Genomic DNA, 22,064 nt, shown 5'->3' on the forward strand with positions numbered 1-22,064 from the left:
AGGGGGGCGTTGGCCCCCCTTTTTCCGTTTCTGCTCGATTATACGTGCCAGAGCTCTGGCGGTTCGGGCTTGCCCAAATATCCCGTAAGGGGCGGGGGCGGCGCCCCCAAGCCCCGCTCAGAACCCTTCGTTGCCGTCGCCCTGCCAGGGCTTGGCCAGATCCGAGAAGCGCGTGAACTGGCTCTCGAAGGCCAATTCCACCGTGCCGATCGGCCCGTGACGCTGCTTGCCCAGGATCACCTCGGCCTTGCCATGCACGCGCTCGGCCTTCTGCATCCATTCGGCGAATTTCGGATCGTCTTCCGGTGGCTTGAGACGCTCGTGATAATATTCGTCGCGATAGACGAACATGACCACGTCGGCATCCTGTTCGATCGAGCCCGATTCCCGAAGGTCGGAGAGCTGCGGGCGCTTGTCCTCGCGGCTTTCCACCGTCCGCGAAAGCTGCGACAGCGCGACCACGGGGATGTTCAACTCCTTCGCGATGGCCTTCAGACCCATCGAGATCTCGCCGATCTCCTGCACGCGGTTGTCGCCCCGGCCCGAGCCGCGCAGCAGCTGCAGGTAGTCGACGATCACCACGTCGAGCCCATGCGTCCGCTTCAGACGACGGCACCGCGCGGCGACCTGACCGATCGGCAGGGCGGGCGTGTCGTCGATATAGAGCGGGCATTTCTCCAGCGCCTTCGCGGCCTCGACGAAGCGGCGGAATTCGCTCTCCGTCATGTCGCCGCGGCGGATGCGCTCCGAGGGCACTTCCGAGGCTTCCGAAAGGATACGCGCGGCCAGCTGTTCGGCGCTCATCTCGAGCGAGAAGAACCCGACCACGCCGCCTTCGATCGCGCCCTCGACCCCGTCATGGCGCATGCCCTTCTTGTAAGCTTTGCCGATATTGAAGGCGATGTTGGTCGCAAGCGAGGTTTTCCCCATCGAGGGACGCCCTGCGAGGATCAGCAAATCCGACGGGTGGAAGCCGCCGAGCTTCTTGTCGAGATCGACCAGCCCGGTCGAGACGCCCGCAAGCCCGCCATCGCGCTGATAGGCGGCGTTGGCCGATTGCACGGCCTCGGTCACCGCCGACAGGAACGAGGTCCAGCCCTTCTGCGCCTGACCCTCTTCGGCGAGGGTGTAGAGCCGCTGCTCGGCGGAGGCGATCTGCTCTTTCGGGTCGTCGTCGATCTGCGGCTTGCCCGCGCGCGACGAGATATCCTGACCCAGTTCGATCAGCCCGCGGCGCACCGCCATCTCGTAAATCATCAACGCATAGTCGCGCGCCGCATAGGCCGAGATCGCCGCCCCCGCCAGACGCGCCAGATAGGCCGGCCCGCCCAGCTCCTGAAGGCCCGCGTCGTCTTCGAGATAGGCTTTCAGCGTCACCGGCGAGGCGAGCGCGTTCTTCTGGATCTTCGCCGCCGCGACCTCGTAGATGCGCTGGTGCACCGGCTCGTAGAAATGCTCCGGTTTGATGACGGATGCGATCCGGTCGAAGATGTCGTTATTGGTGAGGATCGCGCCCAGAAGCTGCTGTTCCGCTTCGATATTATGGGGCAGTGCGGTGCCCTCTGCGGGCAAATTGCCGGGCTGTCCCTCATCGGGTCGTTGTGCCTGATCGTTCATGTACCTGCCTCGGTGTCCCCGTCCCTCTGCGCGGTCTTCTAGCCGCAGTCGGGGGAAAAGGGAATCTGGATAAGATTGGGGAAAACCCCGCTGTTTCAGCGGAGTTTTCGGAATTTATGGTGTTTGCCCGTGGAGAGCCTACCACATCTCGCGATTATTTTCGAAGCGCGAGATTCGGAGCTAAAACGCTCCCCAGAGCATCCACAGGATCATCCACAGGAATCTCCGGGCTGTTTCAGCCCTTGCGCGCGTCCTGCCACGGGCGCGGATCGCTCAGGAAAGCTTCGACCTCGTCGAGCGTTTCCTTCGAGAAGCTGCCCTGTGCGCGCGCCTCCGCCAGCACGTCCCACCAGGTGCACAGGTGATGCAGCTCGACGCCATGTTCGCGCAGGTTCGGCACGGTCTCGGGGAAGATCCCGTAGTAGAAGATCACCGCCGTATGGCCGCAGCTCGCGCCGGTGTCGCGGATCGCGTCGACGAAGCTCAGCTTCGAGCCGCCATCGGTGGTCAGGTCCTCGACCAGCAGCACGCGCTGGCCTTCGGTCATCGCGCCCTCGATGCGCGCGTTGCGCCCGTAACCTTTGGGCTTCTTGCGCACATAGGTCATCGGCAGGGCCAGACGCTCGGCCACCATCGCCGCGAAGGGAATGCCCGCCGTCTCGCCGCCCGCGATATTGTCGAAGGCCTCGAAGCCCGCTTCACGCATCACCGTCACCGCGAGGAAATCCATCAGGGTCGAGCGGATGCGCGGGAAAGAGATCAGCTTGCGGCAATCGATATAGGTCGGCGAGGGCAGGCCGGAGGCGAGCGTGAAGGGCTCGTCGGCATTGAAATGCACCGCTTCGATTTCCAGAAGCATCCGCGCGGTCAGGCGGGCGATTTCTTCTTTGCTGGGGAAGGAGCTGGGGATCATCATCTCGTCCTTATCAAGGCTGGTTTCGGCTTGGTCTAAATATCCCCCGCGGAGCGTCCGTCGGCTGGCCCGGGAGCCTCCGGCGGGGATATTTCGAGCAGTTGGAAATCAGTGTTTTACATGCCAATGGACCGGGAAACCCGGATCGAAGAGGGTGACGGGGCCCGCGCCGGTCTCGATCTTGGCGGGCCAGCTATTGGGCTGGTCGGTCTTCTCGAGCGTCAGCGTGCCCTCGTTGACCGGCAGGCGGTAGAAGGCGGGGCCGTTGCGCGAGGCGAAGGCCTCCAACTTATCGAGCGCGCCCTCGGCTTCGAACACATGCGCCAGAAGCGGCATCGTATGGGGCGCGGTGAAGCAGCCCGCGCAGCCGCAGGCGGTTTCCTTTGCGGCGTCCACATGCGGCGCAGAGTCGGTGCCGAGGAAGAAATGCGGGTTGCCCGAGGTCGCGGCCTCTACCAGCGCCAGCCGATGCGTTTCGCGCTTGGCCACCGGCAAGCAGTAGTAATGCGGTTTGATCCCGCCCACGAGGATATGGTTGCGGTTGATGATCAGGTGATGCGTGGTGATCGTCCCGCCCATATCGTCTCCCTGTGCGGCGACGTAATCCACGCCGTCTTTCGTGGTGATATGCTCCATCACCACGCGCAGGCCGGGGGTCTTGCGCCGGATCGGGTCCAGAACGGTCTCGATGAAGACGGCCTCGCGGTCGAAGATGTCGACCTCGGGGCGGGTCACCTCGCCATGGACGCAAAGCGGCAAGCCGATCTCGGCCATCTTCTCCAGCACGCCGCGCACCTTGTCGAAATCGCGCACGCCCGAGTCCGAGTTCGTCGTGGCGCCCGCCGGATAGAGCTTCACCGCCTTCACCAGACCGGAGGCCGCGGCCTGCGCCACATCCTGCGGATCGGTCTTCTCGGTCAGGTAGAGCGTCATCAGCGGCTCGAAATCGCTCCCCTCGGGCAGCGCCTTCAGGATGCGCTCGCGATAGGCGGCGGCATCGTCACCGCGCACCACGGGGGGCACGAGGTTCGGCATGATGATCGCGCGGGCGAAATCACGGGCGGTTTCGGGGGCGACACCTTCCAGCATCGCGCCATCGCGCAGATGCAGGTGCCAATCGTCGGGGCGGGGAAGGGTGATCGTGCTCATGAAAAAGTCCTTAGCCCGAGGCTGCGTGCAAATCCAGAGGGAGCGCGCATGCCGCGCTGCAGCAATTGCATGGCGGGGATGCGGAGATGGCGGTACCACTGGCAGCAAAGCTGACCTAAATTCAGTGCCAAGGGAGAAAACGACCTGAACGCTGAACCTCAGGAGGTTTCCAATGGCATTCGTTACCACCGCCCATGGCGAACAATCGATCTTTGCCCGTATGGGCCACGCAATCACGCAAGGCCTCGTCGCCTATATGGAGCGCCAGTCGCGCCAAGAGCAGATCCGTGCGCTCGACGCGAAAAGCGACGCCGAACTGGCCGATATGGGTCTGACCCGTGACGGCATCGTGCGCCACGTGTTCCGCGACCGCTTCTACATCTGATCGCGGTTCGGGGCGCTCCGGCGTCTCGCATTGAAAAAGGGCGTGCCCAAGCCGGGGCGCGCCCTTTTTATGTTTCAGTCTCTCGATCGGGGCTCAGGCCGCGCCAGCCCGTTCTTGTGGCTCCGGCAACTCGACCCCCTGCTCGGCGAGCTTCTGGGCGAGCGCCTCATAGCGGTTGCGGAATTTCGGACGGTTCTGGCTGGTCCCGACCGCGCGGCACAGGATCGCCTCCAGCACCGGGCGGCGCGCTCTGCGCAAATGGTCGACCAGCCGGATCACGTAGCGTTTCGAGAGCCGCCGGGCGCGGAAGAAGGTCCAGAACAGGGACGGGGTCAGCTTGCCCGCGCCCGCCGCGATCAGAACCTCGTCGAGAATATCCATATCGAGTAGCCCCGCCGCCGGGTCCGGGCCGATATGCCGGCACGGCATCAGCGTCACGCAAGGCCGTGCGAACAGCGCCGCGTGCATCGCGTCGAGCCGCTCGAACGGGTCATAGAAGACGAAGGCCCGCTCCACGCCGTCGAGCATTTCGGGCGCGAAGCCGTAGCGATCGGTAAAGGACATGCGGCGGGTCTGCGGGAACCGGTCATCCCAGCCCGCGAGCGTCGGATCGAGCGTCGCCTGCGGTGCGAGCGCAACCACCGTGGCACCGGGCGCCGCGACCGAGAAGGCCGCCGCCGCATAGCCGCAGGGGCCCGCGCCGTAGAACACCACACGGTCGAAATCTTCGAAGAAGGCCTCGTCGACGAGACGGTCGAAATAGGCATAGATGGCGGGGTCGCGGAACCAGCTCTCGTCCGAAGCGATCACGCTGAGTGCAGACCAGCCCTCATCGCGGGCGATCTTGTAGCCGAAGGGCAGCGCCTCTTCGCGATCGGCCTCGATCTGCGCGCGGGTCTCGAAGCTGACGATCAGGACGGGCGAGTCGTCGTGGAACAGCACTTCGTGATCGGCGCCGAGCGGCTCGTAATAGCCGGTCTCGTCCGCGATCGCTTCCAGCCGTGCACGCCAGTCCGTGTCTGCCTTGTTCACCTTCGCCTCTTTTCAGCTTTCGTGCGCGCGTCGCTTGCTGCGGGCGCGGGCGGGACACCGCCAGTTCTGCTCAACCAACGTATCACCGCAAGAAAGGGGCACAAATAGGAGCCAAGCGAGGAATCTGTCGCCACATTTCTTAATGGGCAACAATCGGCCTAGTTGGCTGCGTTTGTTCACGGGTTCTCGGTAATCGCCGCTTTTGCGAGGCGAACCATGAGTTTAGCGGCTTGCGGCGAGAGCGGGCGGCTTGGCGGGCAGAGAAGAAGTCTGCCAAAAAGCGCGCGATACGGCTCCTCGCGCAGAAGCGCGCGGGCTTTCGCTTTGCGCCACATAACCGCCTTATTGTGCAGGTCGGGCAGGTCAGAATCGGCGGTCAGCTCGGCGAGGCGCGCCTGCGTGCCCGCATCGTGGCGACGGATCGAATCGTCCTCCACGTCCGAGAAATTGCGCTCCACCCAGTAGGACATGTCGAAGGCGCCTGCCTGCCGGTTGGATCGGCCGCGGTCGCATTTCACGAGGTAGCCTTCCATCGACCCAAGCGGGTAATGGTTGAGCTGAACAAGGTCGTAAGGCGCGCTGCCGGGCGGGGTGAACAGTTTCTGGCGCTGATAGTGAGGCGGCAGTTTGCGTCCCGATCCGTCGACCCAGAGCGTGCCCGCCAGCTTGTCGTCCTGCGGCGCGCGGGGGCGATGGACGCCGAGCTTGGCATAGGCGCCGGTATTGGCAAACAGCGTCTTGAAAATCGACGCGCGCCACGGCCAGAGCATGTCCGGCGGCGCGCAGCGGGGGAATTGTTGCGTGACGGGGCGGTCCTCGAAGCCAACCACGCCGCAATTGCCGAAGAGCCGCCATGTCATCGCGAAGGCGGTCGCCTGCGGGACCGCCTCGATCAGCGCGTCCAGCGTGCCGTCGCCGGTCTTTATGGTGATGAATTCGTCAACGTCGATCACCGCGATCCAGTCGGCCTGAGCCACCAGCGGATGCGCATCGGCCTGTTTCAACGCCGCCCATTGCGGGCCTTCCTTCCACGGGCCGGGATTGGGCACATGGGTCAGCCAGCCGATCTCCTGCAACCGATCCAGCATCGCATCGGTGCCGTCGTCGCAGTCGTTGGAAAAGACAAGGAAATCCGTGAAGCCGATGGCGCGGTGATGGGCCAGCCATTCCAGCAGAAACGGGCCTTCATTCTTGACGGATGTGATCGCGAGCGCACGCATTGCGCCACTGTAGTGAGGCCGCGCGCGCCCGCAAGTGTCTGGGATCACACGGCGACGTGGCGCGGCAGGGCGGCCACGCTTGCCGCGATCTCCTCGGTGCCGTCGGTCAGCTCCAGAATCTCATGGCTGATCTCGGGCGTGTCGATCAGCGCCGCCAGCACAGCCGCGACATGGCCGCGCGCGACCGAGCCGTAATTGAGCGCATGGGCCAGCGCCACGCGCCCGTCGCCGTCCTCATCGATCAGCGTGCCGGGGCGCAGGATGACATAGTCGAGCCCGCTCGCGACCACGGCGGCATCGGCCGTCTTCTTCGCCAGCATGTAATGCTCGAAGCCCGGCTTGATCTCCTTGCCGCGCCCGGCATCGGGGAAGGCGGAGACGAGGTAGAGCCGGGGCACCCCGGTGCGGTTCATCGCGGCAATCACGTCGAGCGGTGCCTCGCCGTCGATACGGGTGGTGCGCTCGAGGCCGGAGCCCGCAGCCCCCGCCGAGAAGACAACCGCGTCATGGCCCTCGAACATCGGTTCGAAATCGCCTGCGGTCAGTTCCATCAGGTCGCCTTGGACAGGCGTCGCGCCCATCGCGCGGAGGCTGTCGGCCTGCTCGGGTTTGCGGTGCAGCGCGGTGACCTCGTGGCCTGCCTCGATCAGAAGCGGGACCAGCCGATGCCCGACGCCGCCTGTCGCGCCGATGACGAAAATGCGTGCCATGTTTTGTGTCCTTTCCTTTGAGCGGAAAGCTAGGTCAGAGCACGCAGGGGTAAAGGCGCCGCGCTTAGTGCGTGGCCTCGTCGGGGGCGTCGACGGTGAAGAAGAAGTCGTGGGGCAAATCGCGGGCATGCAGGTCGTCGGGGATCACATGCGGGCCGGTGTTGAACACGGCCGAGCCGAAGACATGCAGCATCCGCGAGAGCGCCTCGAACCGCTCCGAGGTCAGGGTCTCGTAGAACTCGCGCTGATCGGGGCGCGCCATCAGTTCCTTGATCTTCGCGCGGTGGCAGGCGACGGAATGGTGATGCGCGGCGGCGATCTCGGGATCGGCCATCATCCGGTCGAACTCGGCGCGAGCCGCAGGCAGCATCCGCTGGATCGAGCGATCCTCGACCGCGTTGTGGTTCATCCGGAACCAGTAGTTCAGTCCCTGATCGCGATCGACATGGTTCACCCGGCCCCGGTCGCGCTTCACGAGGAAGCTCTCGGCCGAGCGCACCGCGTAATGGTTCAGCTGCACCCAGTCATAGCCATAGGTGTCGAGTGTCGAACGCCAGCCATTGCGGAACATCTCGCGCGGCATCGGCTGGCCCGAGCCGTTGAGCCAGTTCACCTGATCCCAGAGGTCCGGGTTCAGCCCTTTGGGCCGGTGCACGCCCAGCTTCTTGTAGAGCGCGATATTGCGAAACAGCGTCTTGAAGCCCCAGGCCTGATGCGGCTTGCGCACGATCTCGGGGGCGCAGCGGGTGAATTGCCCGGTGATGAAGCTGTCCGCGTATTCGTGGACATCCGCATTGCCGAACAGCCGCCATGTCAGCGCGATCATGTTCGCCTCGCCCATCGCCTGATACAGTGATTTCAGCGTGCCGTCGCCGATCTTCACATTGATGAACTCGTCCACATCCATGCAGATCGACCAGCCCGCCTTGGTGATCACCGGCTCGGTCTCCGCCGCGGCCAGCGCCGCGTGCTGCGGCTTCATGTCGACCATCGTGCGGAACGGGTTCTCGCGGTGCTGGACGTAGCCCGTCGCCTGCAGCAGATCGAGCATCGTATCGGTGCCGTCGGTGCAGTCGTTCGTATAGACGAGGAAATCATCCACCCCGATCGCGCGGTGATAGGCGATCCACTCGAGGATGAAGGGGCCTTCGTTCTTCATCGTGGTGACGATGGCGGTGCGACCTGCCTCGACCGCCTGAGCGGGCGCGTCCTTCACCTTGGAGACCGGCGGGCGCACCGGCTTGAACCCCCAGATGTCGCGCGACAGGTGCAGCAGGCGCTCGTCCTCGACCAGCGAGGTCTTGGGGGCGAGTTCCGCAGGAGAGGTTCCCGGCACCCGCAGCGCCATCGCGCGCCAGAAACCGTAGGTCAGCCCCGGATCGGGCCGGCAATAGCTGACCCGCAGCAGGCGCCATGTATTCTCCAGCCCAGCCTCTTGCGGCGCGCAGCCCCAGCGGGCGATACCGCGCCGCGCGTCGAACTGGCGGCAGATATGGTCGGGGAAGCGCGCGGGCTGATCGTTGCGCACGCGCCAAGGGTAGATGCGGCGGCCCACCAGAAGGATCACGCCGTTCTCGGCAGCCTGCGTGGCCTCGAAAGCCGAGGGCTGGCCCGGCTCGCGCGCGGCCAGCAGATCGGTCACGTCGAGCACCAGCACCGAGGCCGCCTTCGCGAAGAAGCGCCATTTCGCGATCTCGAAGACCAGCGCCTGACCCAGCGGGCTGCGCTGCGGATCGGGGGCAGGCGGCTCCATCCGGTCCTTGCCGGGGGCGTCGGGCGCGAGGAAGACATGGTTCTCCGGCCCCATCCCCGGCTTGCCGAGCGGCAGCGGGCTTTCAAGGATCGCGACCGGCAGGTCCAGCTCGCGCAGCGCCATGCCCGCCTCGAGCGCATCGGCGAAACTTTCGCCGGTGCCTGCGGGGCCATCCTCGGGAGCGCGGTTCAAGATCACCGCACCCGCCGCGCCGTGGTGGTCGTGATGCCAGCTCAGCCAATCGAGCACGGTCTCGACGCTCTCCTCCAGCCGCAGCCCGAACAGGCAGTTGCGGCCTTCGAACATCTCCCAATCGGGGGCGGCGGGGGTAATCTCGCGCAGGCTTGGCCCGTCCGGCCCGGACATCGCGGCCTGAATCGGGCCCGGCTCGGTCGGCTCGTAAATCGCCATCACCGCGCCCGCGACATTGCGGCCCTCGGCCAGATGCGCCGCACCGGGCACGGCATCGAAGCTCAGATCTTCGGCCTGAGACGGCGCGGCGAAGAAGGCGCGCAGATGGTGGCGCGGCCCGAGATCGGTCTCCTCGGTCCAGCCCACCGCGTCGAGCAGCGCGGGCTTGCCCGTCTGCGCCTGCATCCTGCGCCGGATCACTCGTTGCTTGCCCATATCGATCTCGAAACTGCCTCTCGTTCCAACTAGCACGCAGGGGGTGACGCGATAAAGAGCGCGCAATTGCCGGTAACCCGATTCCGGGCCGCGCCTGTCCAGGGTTCGATTTCGCCTCCGAACGGGGCGATTTCGCGCGGTGGGAATGGCGAAACCGGGGCAATCGCGCAGGAGCGCGCGCAAGACCGGATGGGACGGGAAGAAAAAGACGCTGAAAGTTCGATCGGGGCGACTCGCTCGCGTGATCGCGCCGTGTGTCTTGAGAGCCCGAAAAGACAGGTCCGAAGGCGGGGTGTCAGGCTTCTGGTAAGGTTTTCCTCACACGCGGCTCACCGACCCTGCCAGAAACGTGACCATTGGAACAGTTTGTCGCAGTTCAAACCGGATGAATTTTGACCTAAGTCAAGTTCAGCACACGGATACTCCCATATCACAAGTGCATCGGGTTCTTGATCTCCCTGACGCGGCCCAAACCGCACAGAACCCGACCAGAGGAACAGACGTTCTCCCTCGTCTCTTCCCCAAAATGCGCCGCGGGTCTCCCTCCCGCGGCGCTTTAATTTTTCCTCCCCTCGAAATGCACGAGCCACCCGCGACGGGCCATGAAAAAACCCTCCCGGTGAGGGGAGGGTTCAAACCATCTCGCGATGCTTGGGCGGTTATTTCGCCGGGGCGATCATCATCACCATCTGGCGGCCTTCGAGCTTGGGCATGTTCTCGACCTTGCCCAACTCGCCCACATCGGTGCGGACGCGGTTGAGCAATTCGAGACCCAGATCCTGGTGCGCCATTTCGCGACCACGGAAGCGCAGGGTGACCTTCACCTTGTCGCCGTTCTCGAGGAACTTCACCACGTTGCGCATCTTGACGTCATAGTCGTGCACATCGGTGCCCGGGCGGAATTTGACTTCCTTGATTTCGATCGTCTTCTGCTTCTTGCGGGCTTCGGCTTCGCGCTTTTGCTGTTCGTATTTGAACTTGCCGAAATCCATGATCTTGCAGACGGGCGGATTGGCGTTGGGCGAGATCTCGACGAGATCGAGCCCGGCCTCTTCGGCCATGGTCATCGCTTCGCGCGGGGTAACCACGCCGACATTCTCACCCTCGGCACCGATCAGGCGGATCTCGGTCGCACGAATGCGGCCGTTCACTCGGGGGCCGGTGTCACGGGTCGGCGGGGCGTTATGGGGTCTGCGGGCTATGGTGGGAATCCTTCTGTAGCCATTGAGTAATTTCGGGCGGAAAAGATAGTCCCGAGTGCCGCCGTATTCAACCGCAAAGGCACGGGAACCGGGCAGGGAGGAAACGCGTTGTGTCCTGCCGGGCAGGGCAAAGGCATTTGCGGCGCGTTAGCGGTCCGTATGCGTGGCTGTGCCCAGTGGTCGAGGCGGGGTGAATACCGCCCGCAGAGAGAGGCAATCAAGGGAAAAAGCGTGATGAACAAGATTGTGGCAGCGGCGATCGTGGTGTTGGCGGTGGCCGCCGGATTGATCATCCTCAATACCGATATCACAGACTCGCCCGACGCGACCGATCCGACGACAAACGCAGCGGCAGGCACTGAGACTGGCGACAAGAGCATGGCGGACAAGGCCAGCGATGCGGTGAAGTCTGCGGGCGAGTCGGTGAAGGCCGCCGCCGACAAGGCGAGCCAAGCGGCGTCCGACGCGGCCGATAGCGTGAAGGAAAAGGCCTCGGGCGCGATGGATACGGGCTCGAACGCGGCGGCGGATGCCGCCGATGCCGCGAAAGAGGCTGCGCAGAGCGGGGCCGATCAGGCGCAAAGCGCCGCCTCCGACGCCGCCCAAAGCGCCGCCGACGCCGTCTCGAAAGCAACCGAGACCGCGCAGCAGGCGGCAAGCGACGCGAGTGACGCGGCCAAGGACGCCGCCTCCGCTGCAAGTAAGGCCGCGACAGCCACGATGGATTCCTCAAGCGATACGGCCAGTGCGGCGGCCACCGATGCCGCGAAGGCCGCCACGGCGGCGGCGGAAGCGGCCGCGAAAGCTGCGAATGCGGCCGCCTCGGCCGCCAGCGGCGCGCAAGAGGAGGCGACCGATAGCGCTGTCGAAGGCGCGAGCACGGCGGCAAAAGCGGCGGCCGATGCCGCCAGCCAAGCCGCCAATGCCGCAGCCGACGCCGCAGCCGCCGCGACCAATGCCGCACAGTCGGCGGCCCCCGCAGGTACCGCGAGCGGTGGCGACACGCAAAAGCCGGTGCCGGCGCAGGGCGTGATGAGCGCGGCGAAGGCGCTGACCGTGGAAGGGTTCGACGCGGACAGGGTGATGGATATCGTCGACACCTCCGAGCTGCCCGAAGCGACGAAGGAGCAATTGCGCACGGCGGTGCAGAGCGCGCGTGACAATCCCCAACTCGTCGAAGGTGTGGTCGATCAGATCCGTGCGGCGCTGGGCTTCTGATCCCACCTGCCGCCCGATCCGCTGAGAACGAAGGGCCGCGCGACATTCCCTCGCGCGGCCCTTTTCTTTCCCATCCGACCAGTCGGGTGGGAACGTCTGCGCAAAGCCTCGCGTTCGCTCTTCAACGAAAGGAGCCCGCCATGAGCACCCGTCTCGAATTGCAAAGCATTTCCCCCGTCACCCATGACACGCATCACCTCGTCTTCCCGCGCCCCGAGGGGTTCGACTTCGCGCCCGGTCAGGCAGTCGATCTGAACCTGACCCGCGAGGGCTGGACCGATGAGCAGCGCCCCTTCACCTTCACCAATCCGGTAGATGGCGACACGCTGGAATTCGTCATCAAGAGCTATCCCGACCATGATGGCGTGACCGAGCAGATCGCGACGCTGACGCCCGGCGAGACCGTCGAGGTCTCCGACCCGTGGGGCGCGATCAAGGACGAAGGCCCCGGCACCTTCATCGCAGGCGGGGCAGGGGTGACGCCGTTCATCTCGATCCTGCGCGCGCGGCTGGCCCGCGAAGGCACGCTCGAAGGCTGCCGCCTGATCTTCTCGAACAAGACGGAAGCCGACATCATCCTGCGCGACGAGTTCGAGGCGATGAAGGGGCTGGAGACCGTCTGGACCGTCACCGACCAGAGCGACCCCGGCAAGGGCGTCGTTTCGATGCATGTCGATCGCAGCTTCCTCGCGCCCTTCGTCGAGAAGGAGAGCGGCAAGTTCTACATCTGCGGTCCCGACAAGATGGTCGATGAGATCGAGGCCACGTTGAAGGAGCTTGGCGTCGAGGAAGACCGCATCATCCGCGAGGATTTCGACTGACGTTGTCCGATCACGTCTAAGTGCCCTGAGACCGCGCGCCCTGCGCCTTCCCGCCCCCTTGCCCCCGGTGAGGGGGCGGCCTAGTTTGCCCTCGCGCAAATTTCTGCCAAGAACAGGCGACAGACAAGCCGGGGGTCCGCACGCATGAGCGAGAAACGCAGCATCTTCGAGGAAGTTGGATCGGAGGGCACCACCACGCGGGCCGAACCCAAGGGCGGCATGATCGACGCAAAGCCCCGCGGTGCGCGCCGGGCGATCCGGATGTGGCTGTTTGTGTTGTTCACGCTGGTCGTGGCGATGATCGCCGTGGGCGGGGCTACGCGCCTCACCGATAGCGGGCTGTCGATCACCCGCTGGGACCCGATCTCGGGGGCGATCCCGCCGATGAGCGATGCGGACTGGCAGGCGGAATTCACCCATTACAAAGAGAGCCCGCAGTTCAAATACATGAACCCCAACATGACCGTGTCCGAATTCAAGGGCATCTTCTGGTGGGAATGGGGCCACCGGCAGCTGGGCCGCCTGATCGGCATGGTCTGGTTCATCGGCTTCATCGGCTTCTGGCTGACCAAGAAGATCCCGACGGGCTGGACCGGGCGACTGTTCAGCCTCGGGGTCCTGGGCGGTCTGCAGGGCGCGATCGGCTGGTGGATGGTGTCTTCGGGCCTCGTGGGGCGGATGACCTCGGTCGCCTCCTATCGGCTCGCCACCCATCTGGGCCTCGCCTTCATCATCCTCGGCCTGATCTCGTGGTTCGCGCTGCAGCTCTCGCGCCCGGAATCGGCGCTGCTGCAGGCCCGCCGTCTGGCCGAGCCGCGCCTGAGCCGGATCGGCTCGGTGCTGATCGGGCTCGTGTTCGTGCAGATCATCCTCGGCGCGCTGACCGCGGGGATCGACGCAGGCCTCGCCTTCCCGACATGGCCCTCGATGAACGGGCAGTTCCTGCCGTCGGAGAGCTTCGACTACACGCCGATCTGGCGCAACTTCTTCGAGAACCCGGCGCTCGTGCAGTTCCTGCACCGCATGGTCGGCTATCTCGTCTTCGCCTCCGGCCTTTACGCCGCATGGCGCGCGCGCAGCTCGGCCCATCCGCGCACCAAGGAAGCCTTCGCGCTGATGGCGGCGATGATCTTCTTCCAGATGGTGCTGGGCATCACCACCGCGCTTGAGCTGGTTAATTACTGGTGGCTGGGGCTCATCCACCAATTCGGTGCTATCATCACCTGGGTCCTCGTGATCCGTGCGCGTCACATGGCGCGCTTCCCCCTTGTTCGTTCCATCCGGGAGGGCCGCGTATGAGCGCCTATCAGGACCTGCTCGCGCATCAGCGCGAAACCGAAGCGCTGGGCAATATCGCCGGGCTGCTGAGCTGGGACCAAGAGGTGATGATGCCGCGCGGCGCCGCCGATCAGCGCGCCGAAGAATCCGCCGCGCTGGAATCGGTGCTGCATGCGCGCCGCACCGATCCGCGCATCGAGGACTGGCTGGCCCGCGCCGAGGCCGATGACGCGGTCAGCGCGCGCGTCCTCGATCTGGTGGGACGCAGCTACAACCGCGCGACCCGCATCCCGGCGCGCCTTGCGACCGAGATGGCGCGTCTGACCTCGCTGTCTCAGGGCATCTGGGCGGAAGCCCGCGCCAATGAGGATGCCTCCGCCTTCCTGCCGACGCTGGAAGAGGTTGTGCGTCTCAAGCGTGAAGAGGCCGAATGCCTGTCCGAGGGCAATCTCTACGATGCGCTGCTCGACGACTATGAGCCGGGCGCGACGTCGAAGGAAATCGCCACGGTCTTCGACCGGATGCGCGGCCCGCTGGTGGAACTGCGCGACCGGGTGCTGGGCTCGGAGGTCTCGCCGCAGCCCTTCGACAAGGTCTTCCCCGAGAACGCCCAGCTGCGGCTGGCGCGCAAATGCGCCTCCGCCTTCGGCTATGACTGGACGCGGGGGCGGCTGGATATGTCGGTACACCCGTTCTCCTCTGGCGGCGGCGACGATGCGCGCATCACGACGCGCATCTCCGAGAGCGACCCGTTCGGCAATATCTACTCGACGATCCATGAGGTCGGTCACGCCACCTACGAGCAGGCGATCAACCCGGCCTATCGCTTCACGCCGCTGGGCCATGGCGTCTCGATGGGCGTGCATGAGAGCCAGAGCCGGATCTACGAGAACCAGCTCGGCCGCTCGGCCCCGTTCACCGGATGGCTGCATCAGCGTATGACCGATGCGTTCGGCGATCTCGGCATGGATGCGGAGGCCTTCCACGCGCTGGTCAACCGCGTCGATATGGGCTTCATCCGCACGGAATCGGACGAGCTGAACTACAACCTCCACATCATGCTGCGCTTCGATCTGGAGCGCGATCTGATCTCGGGCAAGCTCGAGGTCGCCGATCTCGAAGAGGCGTGGAACACCCGTTTCGAGCAGGATTTCGGCGTGAAGGTCACCAAGCCCAGCCAGGGCTTCCTGCAGGATGTGCATTGGTCGGTGGGGCTGTTCGGCTACTTCCCGACCTATGCGCTGGGCAATGTCTATGCGGGCTGTCTCGACGAGGCGATGCGCGCGGTCACGCCGGGTATCGACGCGGCATTGGCCGAGGGCGATGCGACGCCCGCCAAGCAATGGCTCGATGAGAACCTGCGGGTCCACGGCGGGTTGCGCACCCCGCGCGAGACAATCCAGCATGCCTGCGGCTTCGAGCCGACCGAGACGCCGCTGCTGGCTTATCTGACGCGGAAATTCGAGGGCATCTACAAGCTGTGAGCCGCAGCACTTGCTGAGGGGGCAGGCGCCTCCGGCGGGGATATTTGTATCAAGAAGAAGGGGCGCGCGGCCCCTTCGATGATCTCAGTCCTGCTCGGCGGTCTCGAGTTTCTCCAGCGCCGCCATCCAGAGCGCCTCGGCCTTCTCCATCGCTTTGGTCGCCTCGGTGTGCTTGGCCTGCCAGATCGCGAGATCTCGGGCTTTTTCAGGTTCGTAGAGCTTGGGGTCGGCGAGTTTCGCGTCGAGCTTCTCGAGCATGTCACTCAGCTTCTCGACCCGGGCCTCGCAGTCGCGGACCTCGCGCTTCATGGTGGTCATCGCACAGCGCGACGGCTTCGCGGCTTTCGGTGCGGCCGATTTCGCGGGCTTGTCCTCGGGCGGCGGCGCCAGCAACTCCGCGCGGTAGCTTTCCAGATCGCCTTGATAGGGCGCGACCGCGCCGCCTTTGACCAGCCAGAGCCGGTCGGCCACCAGTCCCAGCAGGTGCATGTCGTGGCTGACAAGGATCACCGCGCCGGAATATTCGGTGAGCGCCGTCACCAGCGCCTCGCGGCTCTCGATATCGAGGTGGTTGGTCGGCTCGTCGAGGATCAAGAGATGCGGCGCGTCGAGCGTCGCCAGCAACAGCGACAGCCGCGCCTTCTGCCCGCCCGAGAGCTTGCCCACCGCCGTCTCCGCCTGATCCGCGCCGAGGCCGAAGCCCGCAAGCCGCGCGCGCAGCTTGGCGGGATGCTCGTCGGGGCGCTCGCGCTTGAGATGGGTCAGCGGCGTCTCTTTCAGGTCCAGCTCGTCGACCTGATGCTGCGCGAAATAGCCGATCCGCAGCTTGGACGAGCGCGTGATCTTGCCGTCCATCACCTGAAGTTTGTCCGCCAAGAGCTTGGAAAGCGTGGATTTCCCCTCACCGTTCCGGCCCAGAAGCGCGATCCGGTCGTCCTGATCGATGCGCAGGTTGAGCTGCTTGAGGATCGCGGGCCCGCCATAGCCGACGGCGGCGCCTTCCATCGCGATGATCGGCGGCGAGAGCTGTTCCGGCGCGGGGAAGGTGAAGACCTGTTTCGCCGCTTCTTCCGGTGCGGTGATCGGCTCCATCTTCTCGAGCATCTTGACGCGCGCCTGCGCCTGCTTGGCCTTGGTGGCCTGCGCGCGGAAGCGATCCACGAAGCCCTGCAGATGGGCGCGGCGGGCCTCCTGCTTCTTGGCTTGGGCGGTCTGCGCCTCGCGGCGAAGCCGGCGGGTGCGCGCAAACGTGTCGTAGCCGCCTTGATAAAGCGTGAGTTGCCGATCCTCGAGATGCAAGATCGAGCCCACCGCGCGGTTCAGCAGATCGCGGTCGTGGGAGATCACGATCACCGTATGCGGGTAGCGCATCAGATAGCTTTCCAGCCAGAGCGCGCCTTCGAGATCGAGATAGTTCGTCGGTTCGTCCAGGAGCAGCAGATCGGGCTGCGCGAACAGCACGCCCGCGAGCGCCACGCGCATCCGCCAGCCGCCGGAGAAGTCCGAGCAGGGGCGCTTTTGTGCTTCCATGTCGAAACCGAGGCCCTTCAGGATGGCGCTCGCCCGCGCCTCGCCCGACCACGCGTCGATATCGACCAGCCGCGTCTGCACCTCGGCGATGCGATGCGCGTCGGTCGCGATCTCGGCTTCGGCCAGAAGGCTCGCGCGTTCCTCGTCGGCGGCCAGCACCGTGTCGAGCAGCGAGGTCGAAGAGGACGGCACTTCCTGCGCCACGCCGCCAACCCGGGCGCGCGAGGGCAGGCCGATCTCGCCGCCATCCAGCGTCAGCTCGCCGCGGATCAGCCGGAACAGTGTCGTCTTGCCCGCGCCGTTGGGGCCGACGAGGCCGACCTTGTGGCCTTCGGGAATGGTGGCGGAGGCGTTCGCAAAGAGCGGACGGCCTTCGATCGAAAAGGAGATATCGGAGATGCGCAACATGGGGCCTGACTTGGCGCAGGGGCGGGCAACAGTCAATCGCTGCTGCGCGCCGCGGCCCGTTCGGCTTGGCAAAAATATCCCCGCCGGAGGCATCGGCGGGCGCAAACCCGCGCAACGACCTGCCGATCGGCCTTGACCAAACGGTCACAAACCCAATCTAGAGTCGCCGCAGCCCCGCCCATGAGGGCTTTTCAAGGCTTCCCCTGCATGGTAGCAGGCGCGGCAGATATTTCGGACCGGATACCGGCCACGAACCACAAGGAAAGGGTCACACATGGCCATCGAACGCACGCTGAGCATCATCAAACCCGACGCGACCAAGCGCAACCTCACCGGCAAGATCAACGCCAAGTTCGAGGAAGCCGGTCTGCGCATCGTCGCGCAGAAGCGCATCCAGCTGACCATGGATCAGGCCGGCAAGTTCTACGAAGTCCACAAAGAGCGCCCCTTCTACGGCGAACTGTGCGAGTTCATGGCGTCCGAGCCGGTCGTCGTTCAGGTGCTCGAAGGTGAAGGCGCGATCGCCAAGAACCGCGAAGTGATGGGCGCGACCAACCCGGCGGAAGCCGACGAGGGCACCATCCGCAAGGAATACGCGCTCTCCGTGGGTGAGAACTCGGTGCACGGCTCCGACGCTCCGGAAACCGCTGCGGAAGAAATCTCGTTCTTCTTCTCGGGTCTCGAGATCGTCGGCTGATCTAGCGTTTCGCGATCAGACCAATTTCCGAGAGGGCCGCGTCCAGCCGGGCGCGGCCCTTCTCTTTTGCGGAAGGCGCGGCGCTGTCGCTCGCCGCGATCCGCGCCTTAAGTGCATCGAATTTCTTGCGGAATTCGGCTTTCTCCGCGCCACGGCAGTCGTTCCACGGGCGCCCTTGCAGCGCCATGTGCAGCGCGTAATAGCCGATGAAATGGGCGGGGTTGCCGACTTCGATCCAGGCGGCATAGGCGGCGTCCGCGCCGATCTCGCGCAGCTCCTCGGCCGAGGTGATCCCGGCGCGGATAAAGCCCTCGGCGGTGGCGGGGCCGATCCCCTTGATGGATGTGAGAGAGGTGCTCATCGTGCCGGACTGTCCTTCGGGGCGCGCGGTATCAGTGTCGCGCGGGCTGGCGTCGGGACAGTTTGAGGCTGGACTTCGCGCCACGCAAGAGCGGCGCGAAGAGAGATCGAATGGGAGGCGGCGCGAAAACCGGCGATGAATGAAGATGCCGGTTGCGGGGCCTGCCTGCGCCGCTATCATAGCGACGCGAGAAAGGGCGTCAGATGGACGCCCAGTCGTCGAATACGGTGCCGTTCTGTTGGGTCGTATTGCCCGTTTGGCCTTGTTGCTGGCCAGGACGGTTCGTGCCGCCTTGCTGTTGCTGGCCTGATTGAGTGCCCGATTGCTGTTGCATGACCTAAGCCTTGTGATGAGTCGCGTTTAGCGGGGTCTTCCCGTTGCTGCGACAAGTAGACACAGGCTCTCGCCGGGAAAAGGGGTGGTCAAGCGAAACTGAATTTTGATCTCTTTGCCGTGAGCGGGTGTCATGAAACTGTGACGTTGCCGCCACGAAAGCGCTGCTGCGCACGGCAATGCGTCAGAAATATGGACCTACCGGAGCGTCGTGTCGCAGCGGTTATTCCGCAGCGCGTGCGGTTGCGCAGATCGACAGCGGCTGCAGGCCGGGCAGGCTGAGCATCGCCTCCAGCGCGGTGTTATTGTCGACCAGATCGGCGAGCGTCTTGCGGTCCAGCGTCCCGTAGAAGGCCTCGAGCGCATCGGTCAGAGCATCGCGGAATAGACAGGCGTCGCGCAGCGGGCAGGTGTTGGTCTCGGTATCGAAACATTCCGCGAAGGGCAGGGCGGCCTCGAAGGCGCGCAGCACCTTGCCCACGCCGATCTTTTCGGGCGGGCGGGCGAGTTGCATCCCACCGGCGCGGCCGCGCAGGGTGGTGATGAAATTCTCGCGTGCGAGCGTGTTGATGACCTGCGCGAGATGGTTCTCGGACGCGTTACAGGCCTCCGCGATCTCGTGTTTGCGCACGGTGCGATGCGGATTGACCGCGCAGAACATCAGCACGCGCATCGCGAGATTGGTTCGTGTGGTCAGACGCATCGCAACTCCTCCAGCTCACGAAGCGGTGATATAGGTAAGTTTACCTCGCAGGTTTGACCTATGTCACGTTCCTTGAAAATTTTCGTCACAGAGCGGGTTTGGCGCAAGCGGGGATCCGCCAGAGGCAATATGCGCGGGACGTAGATGCGCGCTGCGCCCGGCGCGGCGAATGCGTCCATTTGTCAGCCTCCTCACACACGGATGCGTGAGTAAATGAGAGGTGTGATCCCGCCGCGTGGGTTGGTCCGGCGCGGCGCGGGTGATCTGATCCGTCGCGTTGTGGGCCGTTCGGCCCCGCGCGGCGATGGCCACCGGGAGGGCAAGATGAGCATTCAAGCTGAGGCACCCGCCGCGCATAGCCGGCTCGAGCATTTTCCGATCACCTTCTATGCGACGACGATGGGGCTCGGGGGCTTCACGCTGGCGCTGCGTGCGGCAGCCAAGCCGCTCGGGCTCGGGCCGTTGCCCTATCAGGTGATGTTCGCGCTAACCGCGACCGTGTTCGTGCTGATCTCTGCCTTCTATCTCGCCAAGGCCGTGCGGCACCCGCAAGCTGTGAGCGCGGAATGGCATCACCCGATCCGGCTGGCCTTCTTCCCGACCGTCGCGATCTCGCTGTTGCTGCTGGCGACCGGGGCGCTGACGGTCTCGACCTCGCTTTCGCTCCTGCTGTGGCTGGCGGGTACGACTCTGCAGGGGATCATGACACTCGCGGTCGTGACCAACTGGATCGGGACGCGCAGTTTCAAACACGGGCAGCTGAACCCGGCATGGTTCATCCCGGCGGTGGGCAATGTGATCGTGCCGGTGGCTGGCGCGCAGCTCGGCTTTATCGAGATCAGCTGGTTGTTCTTCTCGGCCGGGATGCTGTTTTGGCTCGTGCTGCTGACGCTGGTCTTCAACCGTCTGATCTTCCACGACCCCCTGCCGAGCAAGCTGCAGCCGACGCTGGTGATCCTGATCGCGCCGCCCGCGGTGGCCTTCATCGCGTGGCTGCGCCTGACCGGCGAGCAGATCGTGCCCGGGGCCGAGATCGGACAGGGCGTCGATCCTTTCGCGCATATCCTTCTGTCGCTGGCCTATGTCTTTGCCGCGCTTGTCGCGGTGCAGCTGCCGCGCATCCTGCGTCTGCCCTTCGCGATGAGCTTCTGGGCGCTGAGCTTCCCCATCGCGGCGCTGACCATCGCGACCTTCCTGCATGCCGAATACGCCCATTCCGAGCCGCATCTGCGCATGGCGGTGGCCTTCCTCGCGATCCTTGCCGTGGTGATCGTGGGGCTCGTCTGGCGCACGGGGCTTGCGATCCTGCGCGGAGAGATTTGCCAGCCGGAGTGAGGGGGCCGGAGTTCACGCAGGCAGCGGCTCCTGTCGCGCTTGTCGCACGTAATGCGCGATGCGGTCGAAATGCTTGTCCCATGTCCCGCAGCAGCCGCCCCAGATGTCGATGTCGGGATAGCGCTTTGCCAGATCTCCCATCATCTGGCCCAATTCCTCGGGATCGCCTTCTTCGATATGGCCGAGCTTGCAGAGCGAGACCTTGTCCATTTTCGCCGCGTTTGGCCGCAACGAGCGCAACCTCCGCGCCCAATCTCCCGGTTCGAGCGCGGGTCCGAATTCCAGCGGATGCGAGCAATTGATTCCGTAGGAATCCGGGCGCGCAGTCCCGGCCTCAGTATCGGTCGCCTCAATCGCCTCTTTCAGGCTGGGGCCCGATTTCAGCTTGTGGGAACTGTCGAGCGTGAAAGACATGTTCACCGGCAGCCCGACGCGCGCCGCCGCGCGGCTGATCCCGACCGCCTCGGGCATGTTGTTAATCGTGGCAGCCCAGATCAGATCGACGCCGCAATCCTTCAACGTCTCGCATTGAGTGGCGTGGTAGTCTTCGGCTTCCTCGGCAGTGATATCGCGGTTGAGCGAATAGGCATCGCCTTTCGGCCCGATACAGCCCGCGATCGCGATGCGCTCGATCTGGTCCTCGTAAGCGCGCGAGACACCGCGCAGGAAGTCGATGCATTTGTGCTGCATCTCGCGCAGCCCTTCCGCCGAATAGCCCAGCTTCGCGCCCCAGTCCGGGCTCGCGCGGTAGTCGAACCCCGCCATCAACGCCGAAAACCCGTGTTGAGCTGCCTTGTCGAGATAGCGGCGATACATGTTTTCCATGTCACGCACCGCTTCGGGCTTGTTCATCAACTCGAACATCGCGAAGTCGCGCAGCTCGTGACCGTGGCGATAGATCACCTCGGTCTCGGTGCCGCCTTCGGTGAGGTAGAGGATGCCGTCCTCTCGGGGAAAGGTGGTGCTCTGCAACGTCATGACGCTCTCCTTGTGTGACGCAGTTCGGTTCGGAAAACTTTTTGAAAGCGCATGAGAGGCGGTGAAATCAGCACGCGGCGCAGGTCGTTGATCCGGTCGTGCCGGACTTTGTCTTTACAGGGTGACGTTGGGTCACCTTATCACGCCGTCCATTGTGTGGCTACGTCGCCTCTTGTCGGCTCGGATTCGGTCGCGCGGTGACCTCTTGAACTGACGGATGAAACACGGGCTCCATCCCGAGCTCTGATGGGCGCGGTATGCTGCCGCCCATTCTCGACGGCGCTTGACCTCCCGCGAGGGCGAGCGCAGA

General features: G+C 64.8%; 19 protein-coding genes. 7 read left to right on the forward strand and 12 right to left on the reverse strand.

Annotated elements, in window-relative coordinates; translation table 11 throughout:
* Positions 1–117 precede the first annotated feature (117 nt).
* From BMI88_RS14565 to pyrC, 3 genes are all read right to left on the reverse strand, one after another.
* Positions 118–1,617, reverse strand: coding sequence for a replicative DNA helicase (locus BMI88_RS14565; RefSeq protein ID WP_078540536.1), 1,500 nt, complete (start codon positions 1,615–1,617; stop codon positions 118–120).
* A 235-nt stretch (positions 1,618–1,852) separates the two neighbouring features.
* Positions 1,853–2,530 (reverse strand): orotate phosphoribosyltransferase, encoded by a 678-nt coding sequence (locus tag BMI88_RS14570; protein ID WP_078550681.1) that lies wholly within the window; start codon positions 2,528–2,530, stop codon positions 1,853–1,855.
* Between the two features lie 108 nt (positions 2,531–2,638).
* Positions 2,639–3,679 carry a dihydroorotase gene (gene pyrC, locus BMI88_RS14575; protein WP_078549931.1) on the reverse strand — a complete coding sequence of 347 codons (1,041 nt, stop codon included), beginning with the start codon at positions 3,677–3,679 and terminating at the stop codon, positions 2,639–2,641.
* 172 nt (positions 3,680–3,851) lie between these two features.
* On the opposite strand from pyrC, the gene BMI88_RS14580 reads away from it, so the two are divergent.
* The gene (locus tag BMI88_RS14580) at positions 3,852–4,064 is read left to right on the forward strand and encodes a DUF1127 domain-containing protein (RefSeq protein ID WP_078540538.1); all 213 of its coding nucleotides are present in this window, start codon (positions 3,852–3,854) and stop codon (positions 4,062–4,064) included.
* A gap of 93 nt (positions 4,065–4,157) precedes the next feature.
* Here the strand turns inward: BMI88_RS14580 and BMI88_RS14585 are convergent, their stop codons facing one another.
* From BMI88_RS14585 to infC, 5 genes are all read right to left on the reverse strand, one after another.
* Positions 4,158–5,096 carry a hypothetical protein gene (locus BMI88_RS14585; protein WP_078549934.1) on the reverse strand — a complete coding sequence of 313 codons (939 nt, stop codon included), beginning with the start codon at positions 5,094–5,096 and terminating at the stop codon, positions 4,158–4,160.
* Between the two features lie 176 nt (positions 5,097–5,272).
* Positions 5,273–6,316 (reverse strand): glycosyltransferase family 2 protein, encoded by a 1,044-nt coding sequence (locus tag BMI88_RS14590; RefSeq protein ID WP_078549936.1) that lies wholly within the window; start codon positions 6,314–6,316, stop codon positions 5,273–5,275.
* 44 nt (positions 6,317–6,360) lie between these two features.
* The gene (locus tag BMI88_RS14595; protein WP_078549939.1) at positions 6,361–7,026 is read right to left on the reverse strand and encodes an SDR family oxidoreductase; all 666 of its coding nucleotides are present in this window, start codon (positions 7,024–7,026) and stop codon (positions 6,361–6,363) included.
* A gap of 64 nt (positions 7,027–7,090) precedes the next feature.
* Positions 7,091–9,406, reverse strand: coding sequence for a glycosyltransferase family 2 protein (locus BMI88_RS14600; protein WP_078549941.1), 2,316 nt, complete (start codon positions 9,404–9,406; stop codon positions 7,091–7,093).
* Between the two features lie 659 nt (positions 9,407–10,065).
* Positions 10,066–10,608, reverse strand: coding sequence for a translation initiation factor IF-3 (gene infC / locus BMI88_RS14605; protein ID WP_078549943.1), 543 nt, complete (start codon positions 10,606–10,608; stop codon positions 10,066–10,068).
* A 234-nt stretch (positions 10,609–10,842) separates the two neighbouring features.
* On the opposite strand from infC, the gene BMI88_RS14610 reads away from it, so the two are divergent.
* The 4 genes from BMI88_RS14610 (at position 10,843) to BMI88_RS14625 (ending at position 15,409) form a co-directional block, all read left to right on the forward strand.
* Positions 10,843–11,826 carry a hypothetical protein gene (locus BMI88_RS14610; RefSeq protein WP_078549945.1) on the forward strand — a complete coding sequence of 328 codons (984 nt, stop codon included), beginning with the start codon at positions 10,843–10,845 and terminating at the stop codon, positions 11,824–11,826.
* A 140-nt stretch (positions 11,827–11,966) separates the two neighbouring features.
* Positions 11,967–12,647, forward strand: coding sequence for an FAD-binding oxidoreductase (locus BMI88_RS14615; RefSeq protein ID WP_078549948.1), 681 nt, complete (start codon positions 11,967–11,969; stop codon positions 12,645–12,647).
* Between the two features lie 144 nt (positions 12,648–12,791).
* The gene (gene ctaA, locus BMI88_RS14620; protein ID WP_078549950.1) at positions 12,792–13,946 is read left to right on the forward strand and encodes a heme A synthase; all 1,155 of its coding nucleotides are present in this window, start codon (positions 12,792–12,794) and stop codon (positions 13,944–13,946) included.
* A complete protein-coding gene (locus BMI88_RS14625; protein ID WP_078549952.1) occupies positions 13,943–15,409 on the forward strand; it encodes a carboxypeptidase M32 in 1,467 nt (488 codons plus the stop codon). Before ctaA ends, BMI88_RS14625 begins: the two co-directional genes overlap by 4 nt.
* Before the next feature lie 84 nt (positions 15,410–15,493).
* Here the strand turns inward: BMI88_RS14625 and BMI88_RS14630 are convergent, their stop codons facing one another.
* Positions 15,494–17,347 (reverse strand): ABC-F family ATP-binding cassette domain-containing protein, encoded by a 1,854-nt coding sequence (locus BMI88_RS14630; protein WP_078549954.1) that lies wholly within the window; start codon positions 17,345–17,347, stop codon positions 15,494–15,496.
* A 274-nt stretch (positions 17,348–17,621) separates the two neighbouring features.
* Between BMI88_RS14630 and ndk the strand changes: the two genes are divergently transcribed.
* Complete coding sequence (gene ndk, locus BMI88_RS14635) at positions 17,622–18,044, forward strand: nucleoside-diphosphate kinase (protein ID WP_078520946.1); 423 nt, start codon at positions 17,622–17,624, stop codon at positions 18,042–18,044.
* Position 18,045: 1 nt separating this feature from the next.
* Here ndk and BMI88_RS14640 read toward each other — a convergent pair whose 3' ends face one another.
* Both BMI88_RS14640 and BMI88_RS14645 read right to left on the reverse strand, forming a co-directional pair.
* Positions 18,046–18,405: a TfoX/Sxy family DNA transformation protein gene (locus BMI88_RS14640; RefSeq protein WP_078549956.1), complete on the reverse strand. Its 360-nt coding sequence runs from the start codon at positions 18,403–18,405 to the stop codon at positions 18,046–18,048.
* 556 nt (positions 18,406–18,961) lie between these two features.
* Complete coding sequence (locus BMI88_RS14645; RefSeq protein WP_078549958.1) at positions 18,962–19,441, reverse strand: Rrf2 family transcriptional regulator; 480 nt, start codon at positions 19,439–19,441, stop codon at positions 18,962–18,964.
* A gap of 324 nt (positions 19,442–19,765) precedes the next feature.
* Between BMI88_RS14645 and BMI88_RS14650 the strand changes: the two genes are divergently transcribed.
* The gene (locus BMI88_RS14650; RefSeq protein ID WP_078550683.1) at positions 19,766–20,776 is read left to right on the forward strand and encodes an SLAC1 anion channel family protein; all 1,011 of its coding nucleotides are present in this window, start codon (positions 19,766–19,768) and stop codon (positions 20,774–20,776) included.
* A 12-nt stretch (positions 20,777–20,788) separates the two neighbouring features.
* Here BMI88_RS14650 and BMI88_RS14655 read toward each other — a convergent pair whose 3' ends face one another.
* A complete protein-coding gene (locus tag BMI88_RS14655; RefSeq protein ID WP_078549960.1) occupies positions 20,789–21,754 on the reverse strand; it encodes a homocysteine S-methyltransferase family protein in 966 nt (321 codons plus the stop codon).
* Positions 21,755–22,064: the final 310 nt, after the last annotated feature.

Origin of the sequence: Thioclava sp. F36-6 (genome assembly GCF_002020305.1) — a bacterium.
Taxonomy (GTDB): domain Bacteria; phylum Pseudomonadota; class Alphaproteobacteria; order Rhodobacterales; family Rhodobacteraceae; genus Thioclava; species Thioclava sediminum.